At 70.2% G+C, this 13747-nt stretch carries 11 protein-coding genes; 8 read left to right on the forward strand and 3 right to left on the reverse strand.

The window, feature by feature from the left end; all coding sequences use genetic code 11:
• Positions 1-39: 39 nt before the first annotated feature.
• The gene (locus WAB15_RS29630) at positions 40-444 is read right to left on the reverse strand and encodes a hypothetical protein (protein WP_399150842.1); all 405 of its coding nucleotides are present in this window, start codon (positions 442-444) and stop codon (positions 40-42) included.
• 238 nt (positions 445-682) lie between these two features.
• Here WAB15_RS29630 and WAB15_RS29635 point away from each other — a divergent pair, with 238 nt between their 5' ends.
• Both WAB15_RS29635 and WAB15_RS29640 read left to right on the forward strand, forming a co-directional pair.
• Positions 683-991, forward strand: coding sequence for a WXG100 family type VII secretion target (locus tag WAB15_RS29635; protein WP_399150841.1), 309 nt, complete (start codon positions 683-685; stop codon positions 989-991).
• Positions 988-1677 carry a WXG100 family type VII secretion target gene (locus WAB15_RS29640; protein ID WP_407288084.1) on the forward strand — a complete coding sequence of 230 codons (690 nt, stop codon included), beginning with the start codon at positions 988-990 and terminating at the stop codon, positions 1675-1677. The genes WAB15_RS29635 and WAB15_RS29640 overlap by 4 nt, the downstream gene beginning before the upstream one ends.
• A 98-nt stretch (positions 1678-1775) precedes the next feature.
• Here the strand turns inward: WAB15_RS29640 and eccCa are convergent, their stop codons facing one another.
• Positions 1776-5735, reverse strand: a complete 3960-nt coding sequence (gene eccCa, locus WAB15_RS29645; RefSeq protein WP_399151148.1) for a type VII secretion protein EccCa — start codon at positions 5733-5735, stop codon at positions 1776-1778.
• Between the two features lie 256 nt (positions 5736-5991).
• Here eccCa and eccD point away from each other — a divergent pair, with 256 nt between their 5' ends.
• From eccD to WAB15_RS29675, 6 genes are all read left to right on the forward strand, one after another.
• Positions 5992-7455, forward strand: a complete 1464-nt coding sequence (gene eccD / locus WAB15_RS29650) for a type VII secretion integral membrane protein EccD (protein WP_407288085.1) — start codon at positions 5992-5994, stop codon at positions 7453-7455.
• A 154-nt stretch (positions 7456-7609) separates the two neighbouring features.
• Complete coding sequence (rpsO, locus tag WAB15_RS29655; protein ID WP_128511718.1) at positions 7610-7897, forward strand: 30S ribosomal protein S15; 288 nt, start codon at positions 7610-7612, stop codon at positions 7895-7897.
• Between the two features lie 300 nt (positions 7898-8197).
• A complete protein-coding gene (locus WAB15_RS29660; RefSeq protein ID WP_399151146.1) occupies positions 8198-10420 on the forward strand; it encodes a polyribonucleotide nucleotidyltransferase in 2223 nt (740 codons plus the stop codon).
• On the forward strand, positions 10417-11796 hold the full coding sequence (locus WAB15_RS29665; protein ID WP_399151145.1) for a M16 family metallopeptidase: 1380 nt from the start codon (positions 10417-10419) through the stop codon (positions 11794-11796). The genes WAB15_RS29660 and WAB15_RS29665 overlap by 4 nt, the downstream gene beginning before the upstream one ends.
• 37 nt (positions 11797-11833) lie before the next feature.
• On the forward strand, positions 11834-12586 hold the full coding sequence (dapB, locus tag WAB15_RS29670; RefSeq protein WP_384442872.1) for a 4-hydroxy-tetrahydrodipicolinate reductase: 753 nt from the start codon (positions 11834-11836) through the stop codon (positions 12584-12586).
• Between the two features lie 11 nt (positions 12587-12597).
• On the forward strand, positions 12598-13053 hold the full coding sequence (locus WAB15_RS29675; RefSeq protein WP_399151144.1) for a hypothetical protein: 456 nt from the start codon (positions 12598-12600) through the stop codon (positions 13051-13053).
• 67 nt (positions 13054-13120) lie between these two features.
• On the opposite strand, the gene WAB15_RS29680 is transcribed toward WAB15_RS29675, so the two are convergent.
• Positions 13121-13666 (reverse strand): PH domain-containing protein, encoded by a 546-nt coding sequence (locus WAB15_RS29680; RefSeq protein WP_399151143.1) that lies wholly within the window; start codon positions 13664-13666, stop codon positions 13121-13123.
• Positions 13667-13747: the final 81 nt, after the last annotated feature.

The following is a 13747-nucleotide window of genomic DNA, read 5'->3' on the forward strand; positions in this document are numbered from 1 at the left end:
GCGCCGACGCCGATTTCCGGGAGCGGCCGGTGTCCGGGATCAGCGCCGGTGTCCGCGTCCGCCGCCGCGCCGCGGGGTCGTGACGATGTTGGACGACGGGGCGTCGCGCTCGGCGCGCTCCTTGTCCTCCTTCTCGTCCTGCTCCTTCTGCCAGGTGGCGAACTTCTCGCGCGACTCCTCGCGCTCGGCCATGGTCTGGTTCTCCGCGGCCCGCCGGATCTCGCTCATCCGGTCACCGATGGCGTCCATGTAGCCCGGCGTCTGGATGGCTTCCTTCATGCCGATGCGCCCCGAGAGCACCTCCTGGGCCATCTCCTGGAGCTTGCCGCCGACATTGGGGTTATCCGCCAGGACCTTCAGCGCCTTGCGCAGCCGGTGCGCCTGCTCCGGGTCCTGGGCGACATCCATCAGGTCCTCGTCCTGGATCTGCCGCTCGTTGCTCATCCCTGCCCCCTTGAACGTCGTGGCACAGCAACCGCGTGTGCTGCACCGGCGTCCTGAGTCTAATGACGGGTGTGAACGGGTCGTCAAGGCGGGGGTTGTCGGTAATGCCGCAAATTGCTCGGTATGCATTCCGGGCTGGCTCCGCCGCCCGCTCGACGGCGGGCTTCGGGCCTATTGCGGGTGTGCTAGACCTGAGGCGATGTTGGCAGGCAGCTGTCATTCAATTCGGGGAGAAATGATGTCCGACGAAGTCCGGCTCAGTACGGAGGAGTTGCGCACGCTCGGTGCGACCTTCGAGATACGCGCGGAAGAACTGAGCCGGCAGCTGGCCGCATTCAGAAGGCGGGCGGATGCCGAGGCGCTGCGGGACGGGTTCGGCGGCGATGAGGCGGCCCGGCCCTACCGCGAGCTGTACGAGCAGGCCGAGCACGCCCTCGTCCAGCTCCAGCAGCGGCTCGCCGAGGTCGGCGGCGGCCTCAAGGAGACCGTCGCCAACACGCAGGCGACCGAGGACGAGCTGGTCGAGATGATGCGGAGCGTCAAGTGAACGAGCGACGCAACCCCGAGGCGCTGCACGAGGCGGCGGCCGGCTGGCGCGAGATGGGCAAGCACCTCGACGGCATGGTCCGCGATCTGGACCGGCACGTCGGCACCGCCGCCGCGGCCAACTGGCACGGTCCGGCGGGCGAGGCGTTCGCCGCCGAGTGGCACCGCCTCAAGCGGTCCGTCGACGACTCGCTGCCCGCCTTCGAACTGGCCGCGGCCGACCTGGAGACCGCCGCCGCGCAGTCCGACAACAAGGCCGCCGAGCAGCACGGCGCGCCCCCGGTGGACAACTCCGCGAACAACGCGCCGTCCACGTCCGGCCGCGACGCCGCCTACGGCTTCATGGCGCTCGGACAGCTCGCCAACGGCCTCGGCGGCGCCTTCGGCAAGCGCGGGGGCGGCGGCGGTCAGAGCCAGCGGCCGCCCGTACGGCACCAGTGGGAAACCTCCACGGCCGCGCACGGGCCCGACCCGTTCGGCCCCGCGAAGGCCGGCGAGGCCAAGACGCGCGGCGGCGAGGGCATCGCCAAGGGCGTACGGACCCAGCCGGCCGCTGCGGAACCGGGCGGCGAGCGGGACCCGAAGGCCAAGCCGGAGCAGGCACCGGCGGCGGCCAAGGCGGAGCAGGCCAAGCCGGACACGGCGGCCGGCGCGCCCGACACCGGCCAGCACGGCGCCTTCGGCTGACCCCTCACCGGTGCGGCACGCACCGGCACCCGCACCGAAACGGCGGTGGGGCGCCCCTCCTGAGAGGGACGCCCCACCGCCGTTGTGCGTGCCGCGGGTTACTGGCCGTTGGCCGGCAGCCAGCCCGTCTGGACCAGCTGCGCACCGCGCTTGCGGGTGATGAACGTCGCCCGGCCGGGCGTGAGGGGCTGACCCTTGGTGTTGCCCATCAGCGGACCCTCGGCGGGGTCGGCGGACAGGATCAGACCCTGCGCACCGAGCTCCTTGGTGCGCTGCATCACCGGCTCGAACGACGACCGTCCGGCACCCGAGGAGCTGCGCGCGATGATCAGGCGCAGACCCAGGTCACGGGCGAACGGCAGGTACTCCAGCAGCGGCTGCAGCGGGTTGCCGCTGCTGGTCGCCACCAGGTCGTAGTCGTCGACGATCACGAACGCGTCCGGCAGGTCGTACCAGCTGCGGTTGCGCAGCTGCTCCGGCGTGACGTCCGGGCCGGGCATCCGTCGGCCCAGCGAACCGGCCAGGCCGCTGATGACCTCCTGCAGCTGCGGACCGGCGGCGCAGTACTTGTACAGATGGCTCTCCGGGACCTCGCCGAGCAGTGCGCGGCGGTAGTCGGAGACCACCATCAGCGCCTTGTCGGACGGGTACCGCTCGGCGATCTGCTTGGTCAGCAGGCGCAGCAGCGAGGACTTGCCCGACTCGCTCTCGCCGTAGATGACCAGCAGCGGGTCGGTCTCGAAGTCGATGAACGCCGGAGACAGCGTGGTCTCGTCGACACCGATCGCGATCCCGTGCTCCGGGTAGTCGCTGCCCTTGGGCAGATCGGTGGCGCGCAGCATCGTCGGCAGCATCCGCACCTTGGGGGCGGGCTCGCCCTGCCAGTGCTCCTTGACCGTCGACACCAGGTTGGCGATGCCGTCGCTCATCGTCTCCGGGTCGCTCATCCCGTCCAGGCGCGGCAGCGCCGAGAGGAAGTCGAGCTTCTCGGGGGACAGACCGCGGCCGGGCTTGCCCATCGGGACGTTCTCCGCGCGCTTGCGGTCGAACTCCGACTCCATCGGGTCGCCCAGGCGCAGCTCGACGCGGTTGAGGAGCTGGTCGCGCAGCGCCGGGCGGACCTCGGTGTAGCGGGCGCCGGCGATGATCAGGTGGACACCGAAACCGAGACCCCGCGCGGCGATGTCCAGGATCACCGGGTCGAGCTGCTCGTAGTCGGTCTTGAAGGTCCCCCAGCCATCGATGATCAGGAAGACGTCGCCCCACTTCTCGTCGGGGAAGGCGCCCGCGGCCCGCCGCTGGCGGTAGGTCGCGATCGAGTCGATGCTGTTCTGCCGGAAGAACTCCTCACGCTGGTTGAGGATGCCGACGACCTCGGCGACCGTACGGCGGACCTTCTCCGCGTCCAGACGCGAGGCGACGCCGCCGACGTGCGGCAGGTCCTCCATCGTCAGCATGCCGCCGCCGCCGAAGTCGAGGCAGTAGAACTGCACTTCGGCAGGGGTGTGGGTGAGCGCGAACGCCGCGATGGCGGAACGGACCAGGGTCGACTTGCCCGACTGCGGACCACCCACGACCAGACCGTGACCGGCACCGGCGGAGAAGTCCAGGTACATCACGTCGCGCCGCTGCTCGAACGGCTTGTCCACCAGCGCGACCGGCACCACGAGCTTGCCGAGCGCGGTGTACTCCGCCGCGTGCACGCCCCGCTCGGGGGTGACCGCAAGCGTCGGCAGCAGCTGGTTGACCGTCGGCGCCTCCTCCAGCGGGGGCAGCCACACCTGGTGCGCCGGCGGGCCCTGGCCCTGCATCCGCTGGACCATGACGTCGAGCACGGTGTCGGCGAGCGCGTCGTCGATCTCCGGCTCGGCCGCCTCGACGGCCACCGGCTCCTCGACGATCTGCTCGATGACCGGGGCCGCGGTGAAGGGCACCGGCATCCGCGTCGACCGGCCACCGGGGCCGCTGCGGCCGCCGCCACCCGGGCCGCGGTAGGTACCGGAGACGTATGCGGCCTTGAACTGGACCATCGTCTCGGTGTCGTACTTCAGGATGCCGGAACCGGGGACGTTGGGCAGGTGGTAGGCGTCCGGCACACCGATCGCGGTCCGCGACTCGGCCGCGGAGAACGTCCGCAGACCCAGCCGGTAGGACAGGAAGGTGTCCAGACCGCGCAGCTTGCCCTCTTCCAGACGCTGCGAGGCGAGCAGCATGTGCACACCCATCGAACGGCCGATACGGCCGATCTGGATGAACATCTCGATGAAGTCGGGCTTGGCGGCGAGCAGCTCGGAGAACTCGTCGATGATCATCACCAGCGACGGCAGCGGGTCCAGCGGGGCACCCGCGGCACGCGCCTTCTCGTAGTCGGTGATGTTGGCGTAGTTGCCCGCGGAGCGCAGCAGCTCCTGGCGCCGCTGGAGCTCACCGGTGATCGAGTCGCGCATGCGGTCGATCAGTGTGACGTCCTCACCGAGGTTGGTGATGACCGCCGCGACGTGCGGCATCTCCGACATACCGGTGAAGGTGGCGCCACCCTTGAAGTCCGCGAGGATGAAGTTCAGCGTCTCCGAGGAGTGCGTGACCGCGAGCGCCAGCACCAGGGTGCGCAGCACCTCGGACTTACCGGAACCGGTCGCACCGACGCACAGGCCGTGCGGGCCCATGCCCTGCTGCGAGGCTTCCTTGATGTCCAGCATGACCGGCTGGCCGTCACGGTCGACACCGAGCGGGACGCGCAGGCGCTCGGCCAGCGTCCGGGGCCGCCACGTACGCGACACGTCCAGGGAACCGGCGTCGCCGATGTTGAGCAGGTCGGTGAAGTCCATGGAGGACAGCAGCGGATCCTCGCCGTCGGCACCCGATCCCGCCCGCAGCGGGGCCAGCTGACGCGCCAGCGCCTCCGACTCGGCGATCGACAGGGTGTCGCAGACACCGTGGTAGACCGCGCCGCTGGCCGACTCCAGCACCAGCTTGCCCGGCCACACCTGCACGGCCAGACCACCGCGGATCTCGTCCAGGTCGCCCGGGACGACCTCCAGGATGGTGACGCCCTGCAGGCCCTCGGCACCGGCGATCACCGAGTCCATCGGGACCTCGCCGCCGTCGAGCACGACCACGACATGCGGGGTGTCGGTCACCGGAGTGCCCTGCGGGTTGAACCGCCCGCGGCCCTCCAGCTCGTCCGCCAGCAGCTCCTCGACCTCACCGAGGTCGCCGACGACCAGCCGGCGGCTGCCCGCGCCGTCCGTGGACTTGTCCTGGACCTGCGGCAGCCACTTCGTCCACTCCCACTCGGCCTGCGCACCGGGCGCGGCGACGACCGCCACCACCAGGTCCTCGGGCGAGTGCAGGGTGCACAGCTGGGCGAGGATGGCGCGCGAGGCGCCGTAGACCGTGTCCGGGTCGCCGGAGACGGTCAGGTGGTAGAAGGCGCGCAGCGAGACCGCCAGCGGCAGGCTGTCCAACTGCCCGTGCTTGTCGAGGAACTCCTTCATCGCATGCGCGGTGAGCGGTTCCAGCTCGTCGACCGGCGCGGTCTCCGGCGCCCTCAGCGGAGTGGCCAACTGCTGCGGCCCGAGCCCGAGGCGTACCTGCCCGAAGTCGGGGTCGGTCGCCCGCCGTTCCCACACCCGTTTGCCCTCGGCCACGATGGACCACAACTGGCTCGGATCGGGGTGCGTGAAGAGCTGCGCATCCCGCTGCTTGCGCGCGGTGCGCCGCACCTCTTTACGCTTCTGCGTCAGGTACTTGAGGTAATCCTGACGCTCCTGAAGCATTTGTCCGGAAGGCCCCTGGCGGGCTTTGACGATCTGTACGATCGCCATTGCCAGAGTGGACGCCACCATAAAGCCGCCCATGATTTTCATGAACGGCTGGTTGCCCATGAACAGGAATCCCGCGGATGACGCCATGCCCATCATGGGCATAAGGGTCATCAGCATGTTCTCCGATTCGCCTTCACGCGGCAGCTCCGGAGGTGCCTCGAGTGTCACCTCCTCCGAGGGAACTTCGGGTGGCAGCGCGCGGGGCGGGCGCTTGACGATGACAACGCTCACCGAGGCATCAGTCCTTCATGCATCTCGCAGTCTCGGACCGCCCCCGTTGGATTCGACGGTCCCCCCGAGCCAAGTCCTTGGCCCGAACCAGGCGTTGATCCTACTGTTAAGCGTCAAGTCTCGGGGTGGGTGGGGCGGTCGCTGAATTGGACGGTACGCTGACGCCTCGCGAGCGTGCCGACAGCCCCGCAGTGACGGCTCTATATATACGGCGCGCGAAGCGACAAAACGCCCAACGGATAGGGGGAACCGCCAGGTGAGCACGAGCACTGGCACCGGCTTTTGCCGGGTCACAGTCGCCGCGCCGGACGCACGGATCGACGTGGCTCTGCCGGAGGACGTCGCACTCGTCGACATTTATCCGGAGATCCTGCGGCTCTCCGGGCAGTCCCAGGTCGAAGGCGCACCGACCGGCTACCACCTCGTACGCCGCGACGGCACGGTCCTCGACGCCGGGCAGTCGCTCGCACAGCAGCAGATCCTCGACGGCGACCTGCTGCTGCTGAAGCCGTTCGCCGAATCGCTGCCGCTCCCGGTCTTCGACGACGTCTCCGACGCCGTCGCCTCCGCGGTCAAGCGCAACCGCAGCCGCTGGAGCGACGACCTGATGCACCTCGTCGGCCTCACCGCCGGCGTGCTGCTGCTCGTGATGATGGCGTTCGCCCTGTGGTTCTCCAACCCCGTCGACCGCGACATGCACCGCCTGCCCGGCATCATCGCCGGTGTCGTCGGCATCGTCCTGGTCGCGCTGGCCGGCGTCCGCGCCCGGGTCTACGACGACCACGGCTCCTCCATCGCGCTGGGCCTGGCCGCGCTGCCGCATCTGCTGATCGCCGGCTCCGGCATCTTCCCCGTCGACGAGGGCGCCGGCCCCGGCCGGCTGCACCTGCTCGTCGGCTGTGTGACCGTCCTCATCGCCTCCGTGCTGCTGGTGGTCCTGCTGCCGCGCGGTGACGCTCCCTTCGTGGCGGCCGCCTTCCTGTCCGCCATCGGCACCCTCGCGGTCTTCGCCGCGATCCTCACCGACGCCCAGCCCCGCGAGGTCGCCGCCGTCACCGCCGTCGTCGCCATCGCGATGGTCGCCTGGCTGCCCGGTCTCTCCGCCCGCTTCGCCCGGCTGCCCATCGGCTACAAGTCGCCCGACCAGATCGCCAAGGGCTCCTTCGACAACGGCGGCGAGACCGAGTCCGTCGACTTCGTCAAGATCGGCAACCAGGCCAAGCGCGGGCACGAGCTGCTGCTCGGCCTGGTCGCCGGCTGCGCCGCCCTGGTCGTGGGCTCGGCCGGTATCGTCCTGGGCTTCTCCGACAACATGTGGGCCCAGCTGCTGGCCCTGACCGCCGGCATCACGATCATGCTCCGCGCCCGGCTCTTCGACTACACCGCGCAGGTCGCCTGCCTGACCATCGCCGGCATCCTGACGATCGTCCTGCTGATCCTGGGCATCACGCTGCACCCGCCGACGGACATCTTCGTCGACCTCATGCAGTACCAGGACTCCGGTCCGCTGAACATCCGCACCGTCTGGTTCTCCAGCAGCATCGCGGTGGGCGCCGCCCTCCTGGTCGGCGTCGGCCTGATCGTCCCGCGCAAGGGCGTCACTCCCTTCTGGGGCCGGATCTTCGACGTCTTCGACGGTCTGATCCTGCTGTCCCTGGTGCCGCTGTGCCTGGCGGTCCTGGACGTCTACAACGAGGTGCGCGGCCTCACCGGCGGCTAGCGCGCCCACCCCGCCCGTGCCACGGCCCCCCGACCACCCGGTCGGGGGGCCGTTCGCAGCTGGTACGCTGTGTGACGGTCCGGTCGAGTCATCCAAGATCCCCTGTGAAGTAAATCCAGGGGCGCTCACGGACCGAAACCCAGAGGAGTACCGCGTGTCGCTCGACGCCGCTACGAAGAAGCAGATCATGGCCGAGTTCGCCACCAAGGAGGGTGACACCGGTTCCCCCGAGGTCCAGGTCGCGATGCTCACCCGCCGCATCTCGGACCTGACCGAGCACCTCAAGACCCACAAGCACGACCACCACTCCCGCCGTGGTCTGCTGCTGCTCGTCGGCCAGCGCCGTCGCCTGCTGCAGTACCTGGCGAAGAAGGACATCACGCGCTTCCGCGCGCTGGTCGAGCGCCTGGGCATCCGCCGCGGCGCGGCGGGCGCCAAGTAATCCACAAAAGCGCCGCATAGGGAGCGGTTCCCACCGGGGGCCGCTCCCTTTGCCGTACGCACCGGACGCCTACGCCATCTCACGGTGGACGGAAGCTTTGTAGTCTGGTGCCATATCGCAAAACTGAACGCGGTAGGAGCGCCTCCTGGCCGCCGGTCCTCGGTAGTGGCCCCCGGACGGTCCATGCACGGCATGCGACCCCCTCCGGGAGCTTCGATCGAAGACCGGCCCGCACCGGCGCTCCACCGAAGACGGTCTGCCGCCATACGGGCAGCAGACGCAGACGAGGAGATATTCCTGGTGGAGAACGAGACCCACTACGCCGAAGCCGTGATCGACAACGGCAGCTACGGCACCCGCACCATCCGCTTCGAGACGGGCCGCCTGGCCAAGCAGGCCGCCGGCTCCGCCGTCGCGTACCTGGACGACGACACCATGGTGCTGTCGGCCACCACCGCCTCCAAGAACCCGAAGGACCAGCTGGACTTCTTCCCGCTGACCGTCGACGTCGAGGAGCGGATGTACGCAGCCGGGAAGATCCCCGGCTCCTTCTTCCGTCGTGAGGGCCGCCCCTCCGAGGACGCCATCCTCACCTGTCGCCTGATCGACCGCCCGCTGCGCCCGTCCTTCAAGAAGGGCCTGCGCAACGAGATCCAGATCGTCGAGACGATCATGGCGCTCAACCCCGACCACCTCTACGACGTGGTCGCCATCAACGCCGCCTCCTGCTCCACGCAGCTGGCCGGCCTGCCCTTCTCCGGCCCCATCGGCGGTACCCGCGTCGCCCTGATCAAGGGCCAGTGGGTGGCGTTCCCGACCCACACCGAGCTCGAGGACGCCGTCTTCGACATGGTCGTGGCCGGCCGCGTCCTCCCGGACGGCGACGTCGCGATCATGATGGTCGAGGCCGAGGCCACCGAGAAGACCATCCAGCTCGTCAAGGACGGCGCCGAGGCCCCGACCGAAGAGGTCGTCGCCGCCGGTCTCGAGGCCGCGAAGCCGTTCATCAAGGTCCTGTGCAAGGCGCAGTCGGACCTCGCCGCCAAGGCCGCGAAGCCCGTCGGCGAGTTCCCGGTCTTCCTTGAGTACCAGGACGACGTCCTGGAGGCGCTGACCAAGGCCGTCAAGGACGAGCTCACGCAGGCGCTGACCATCGCCGGCAAGCAGGACCGCGAGGCCGAGCTGGACCGCGTCAAGGGCCTGGCCGCCGAGAAGCTGCTGCCGGAGTTCGAGGGCCGCGAGAAGGAGATCTCCGCCGCGTACCGCTCGCTGACCAAGACCCTGGTCCGTGAGCGCGTCATCAAGGAGAAGAAGCGCATCGACGGCCGCGGCGTCACGGACATCCGTACGCTCGCCGCCGAGGTCGAGGCGATCCCGCGGGTGCACGGCTCCGCCCTGTTCGAGCGTGGCGAGACCCAGATCCTGGGCGTCACCACCCTCAACATGCTCCGCATGGAGCAGCAGCTGGACACCCTCTCCCCGGTGACCCGCAAGCGCTACATGCACAACTACAACTTCCCGCCGTACTCCGTCGGTGAGACCGGCCGCGTGGGCTCGCCCAAGCGCCGCGAGATCGGCCACGGCGCGCTGGCCGAGCGCGCCATCGTGCCGGTGCTGCCGACCCGCGAGGAGTTCCCGTACGCGATCCGTCAGGTCTCCGAGGCCCTCGGCTCCAACGGATCCACGTCCATGGGCTCGGTCTGCGCCTCGACCATGTCGCTGTTCAACGCCGGTGTGCCCCTCAAGGCCCCGGTCGCGGGCATCGCCATGGGCCTGATCTCCCAGGAGATCGACGGCGAGACCCACTACGTCACCCTCACCGACATCCTCGGTGCGGAGGACGCCTTCGGTGACATGGACTTCAAGGTCGCCGGCACGAAGACCTTCGTGACCGCCCTCCAGCTGGACACCAAGCTGGACGGCATCCCGGCCTCCGTCCTGGCCGCGGCCCTCAAGCAGGCCCGCGACGCGCGGATGCACATCCTGGACGTGATGAACGAGGCGATCGACGTTCCGGACGAGATGTCCCCGAACGCGCCGCGGATCATCACCGTCAAGATCCCGGTGGACAAGATCGGTGAGGTCATCGGCCCCAAGGGCAAGATGATCAACCAGATCCAGGAGGACACCGGCGCCGACATCACGATCGAGGACGACGGCACGATCTACATCGGTGCCGCCGACGGCCCGGCCGCCGAGGCCGCCCGCGCCACGATCAACGGCATCGCCAACCCGACCATGCCGGAGGTCGGCGAGCGCTACCTGGGCACGGTCGTCAAGACCACCACCTTCGGTGCGTTCGTCTCCCTGCTCCCGGGCAAGGACGGCCTGCTGCACATCTCGCAGATCCGCAAGCTCGCCGGTGGCAAGCGCGTGGAGAACGTCGAGGACGTGCTCGCGGTGGGCGCCAAGGTCCAGGTCGAGATCGCCGAGATCGACCAGCGCGGCAAGCTCTCCCTGATCCCCGTGATCGAGGAGGAAGACGCCGCTAAGGCCGACACGAAGGACGACACCGACAAGTGACGTCGCGTACGCACAGGACGACGGCCCGCACCTCTTCGGAGGGGCGGGCCGTCGCCCGTACCCAAACGCTTCTCAAAGGCACCGCGGGCGCCGGCACGGTCCGCCGGACCACCCTCCCCGGCGGCCTGCGCATCGTCACCGAGACGCTGCCGTCGGTCCGCTCCGTGACCTTCGGGATCTGGGCGAACGTCGGCTCCCGCGATGAGACCCCGGCCCTCAACGGCGCCACGCACTACCTCGAGCACCTGCTCTTCAAGGGCACCGAGCGGCGCAGCGCGCTGGACATCTCCGCCGCCATCGACGCGGTCGGCGGCGAGATGAACGCCTTCACCGCGAAGGAGTACACCTGCTACTACGCGCGGGTGCTCGACACCGACCTGCCGCTGGCCATAGACGTGGTCTGCGACATGCTCACCGGCTCGCTGATCGAGGCCGAGGACGTGGACGCCGAGCGCGGCGTCATCCTCGAAGAGATCGCGATGACCGAGGACGACCCCGGCGACTGCGTGCACGACCTGTTCGCGCACACCATGCTCGGTGACACCCCGCTCGGCCGCCCGGTCCTGGGCACCGTCGACACCGTCAACGCCCTCACCGCCGACCGCGTCCGCCGGTTCTACAAGAAGCACTACGACCCCACGCACCTGGTCGTCACCGCCGCCGGCAACATCGACCACGCCAAGGTCGTCCGCATGGTCCGCCGTGCCTTCGAGCAGGCCGGGGCGCTGGACCGGACCGACGCCGTCCCGATCGCCCCGCGCTCCGGCACCCGCGCCATCCGCACCACCGGCCGCGTGGAGCTGCTCAACCGCAAGACCGAGCAGGCCCATGTGATCCTCGGGATGCCCGGCATGGCACGCACCGACGACCGCCGCTGGGCGATGGGCGTGCTGAACACGGCCCTGGGCGGCGGCATGTCCTCCCGGCTCTTCCAGGAGGTCCGGGAGAAGCGCGGCCTGGCCTACAGCGTGTACTCGTACACCTCGGGCTTCGCCGACTGCGGCCTCTTCGGCGTCTACGCCGGCTGCCGTCCCAACCAGGTGCACGACGTCCTGAAGATCTGCCGCGACGAGCTCGACCAGGTGGCGGCGCACGGCCTCAGCGACGACGAGATCCACCGTGCCATCGGCCAGCTGCGCGGCTCCACCGTCCTCGGCCTGGAGGACACCGGCGCGCTGATGCACCGCATCGGCAAGAGCGAGCTGTGCTGGGGCGGACAGATGTCGGTCGACGAGATGCTCGCCCGGATAGCGGCCGTCACCCCCGACGAGGTCCGCGAGGTGGCCCGCGACGTGCTCGGCCACCGCCCCTCGCTGTCCGTCATCGGCCCCCTGAAGGACCGGCAGGCGGCACGCCTGGACGACGTCGTCGCCTAGGCCCGCCGCCGTACCACCGAGAGAGAGACTGGAAACGATGAGCAAGCTGCGCGTGGCCGTACTCGGAGCCCAGGGACGCATCGGCTCCGAGGCCGTACGGGCCGTCGAGGCCGCCGAGGACATGGAGCTGGTCGCCGGGCTCGGCCGGGGGGACAAGCTGGAGACGCTGGTCGAGGCCGGCGCCCAGGTCGTGGTCGAGCTGACCAACCCCGGCGCGGTGATGGGCAACCTCGACTTCTGCGTGCGGCACGGCATCCACGCGGTGGTCGGCACCACCGGCTGGACCGACGAGCGCCTCGCGCAGCTGCGCACCTCGCTCGCCGCCTCGCCGGAGGCGGGCGTGCTGATCGCCCCGAACTTCTCCATCGGTGCGGTGCTGACCATGCGGTTCGCCCAGCAGGCGGCGCGCTTCTTCGAGTCGGTCGAGGTCGTCGAGCTGCACCACCCGAAGAAGGCGGACGCCCCGTCCGGCACCGCGGCCCGCACCGCCCAGCTGATCGCCAAGGCCCGCGAGGAGGCCGGCTGCGCCCCGCAGCCGGACGCCACCAGCACCGCGCTGGACGGTGCCCGCGGCGCGGACGTGGACGGCGTGCCGGTGCACTCGGTACGGCTGCGCGGGCTGCTGGCCCACCAGGAGGTGCTGTTCGGCGGGGAGGGCGAGACCCTCACCATCCGCCACGACTCCCTCCACCACAGCAGCTTCATGCCGGGCATCCTGCTCGGTGTGCGCCGCGTGGTGAGCACGCCGGGCCTGACCGTGGGCCTGGAACACTTCCTCGACCTGGACTGAGGCGGACGGTCATGGGCGGCAAGATCACGTACTTCTTCCTCGCCACCGTGCTGGTGATCGTCTTCGGCGTGGTGGCGCTGGAGGGCGTACTCCTGCTGCTGACCGGTGAGCCGGCCGCGATGGGGATGGGCGCGGTGGCCTTCGTGCTGCCGTGCATCGGCGCCTGGTTCCTCTGGCACAACACCCGCTTCGCGCGCGACGCGCACCGGCTGGCGCACGCGCTGGAGGCCGAGGGCGCACTGCCGGTCGACGAGCTGGAGCGGACCCCCGGCGGCCGGATCGACCGCGACGCGGCCGATGCGGTCTTTGCCCGGCGGCAGGCCGAGACGGAGGACGCGCCGGGCGACTGGCGCACGTGGTTCCGCCTCGCGGTCGCCTACCACGACGCCCGGGACACCCCGCGCGCCCGCAAGGCCATGCAGCGCGCGATCGCGCTGCACGACGGCGCTCCGTCCCAGCCCGCCTGACCGGGAGCGCGCCCGGTCCCGCCGGATCGCGCCGGGGACCTGTCCGACCCCGCTCTGCGGACAGGCCTCAGGCGCGGTACTCCGCCGCCCAGGCCTCCAGCACGTCGGTGGCCCGTTCGAACGCGTCCGGGCGGTGCAGGAAGTCGGCGTTGTGGTCGGTGACCAGGGTCCGCAGCGGCCCGCCCCGCCTGCGGTCGACGACCAGGGCCTGCCCCTGCACCGTCCGCGGCAGCCCCAGCCAGCGCACCGGCTGCTGGCGGGTCCGCACCGACGCGACGGCGCTCCACGGCTCCGTCGTCGTACGCAGCAGGTTCACCTGCCGCAGGCCGTGCGCGCTGACCCACACGCCCACCCTCAGCAGCCGCAGCGCGAGGGCGATCGTCAGGGCGCCGACCGCCGCGACGATCCCGGCGCCGGGCAGCGAGCCGGCCATCGCGATGATCATCGAGGAGAGCAGTACGAACGAGGCGAGCAGCAAAAGCACCGACGCCGCCCCCACCCGCCACGGTCCGGGGCGGTAGGGACGGCGCCAGTGGTCGGGCTCGTCATGAGGCAGCGCGGCCGAATCCGCGGCATCGAGGTCGCGGTCGGCCGTCAGGAAGGGCAGGGGCACGGCTGATCCTCACTCGGGGCGGCTCAGCACATACGAACGTGCTGACGGTAGCTGTGACCGGTGAGGCTATCGGGACCTGCG

It is taken from the genome of Streptomyces sirii (assembly GCF_045690365.1).
Lineage (GTDB): Bacteria > Actinomycetota > Actinomycetes > Streptomycetales > Streptomycetaceae > Streptomyces > Streptomyces sirii.

What these genes read in the sequence shown, in the direction of transcription:
- WAB15_RS29630 (WP_399150842.1), bottom strand. Translation starts at nt 444, where the DNA reads ATGAGCAACGAGCGGCAGATCCAGGACGAGGACCTGATGGATGTCGCC.
- WAB15_RS29635 (WP_399150841.1), top strand. Translation starts at nt 683, where the DNA reads ATGTCCGACGAAGTCCGGCTCAGTACGGAGGAGTTGCGCACGCTCGGT.
- dapB (WP_384442872.1), top strand. Translation starts at nt 11,834, where the DNA reads ATGAGCAAGCTGCGCGTGGCCGTACTCGGAGCCCAGGGACGCATCGGC.
- WAB15_RS29675 (WP_399151144.1), top strand. Translation starts at nt 12,598, where the DNA reads ATGGGCGGCAAGATCACGTACTTCTTCCTCGCCACCGTGCTGGTGATC.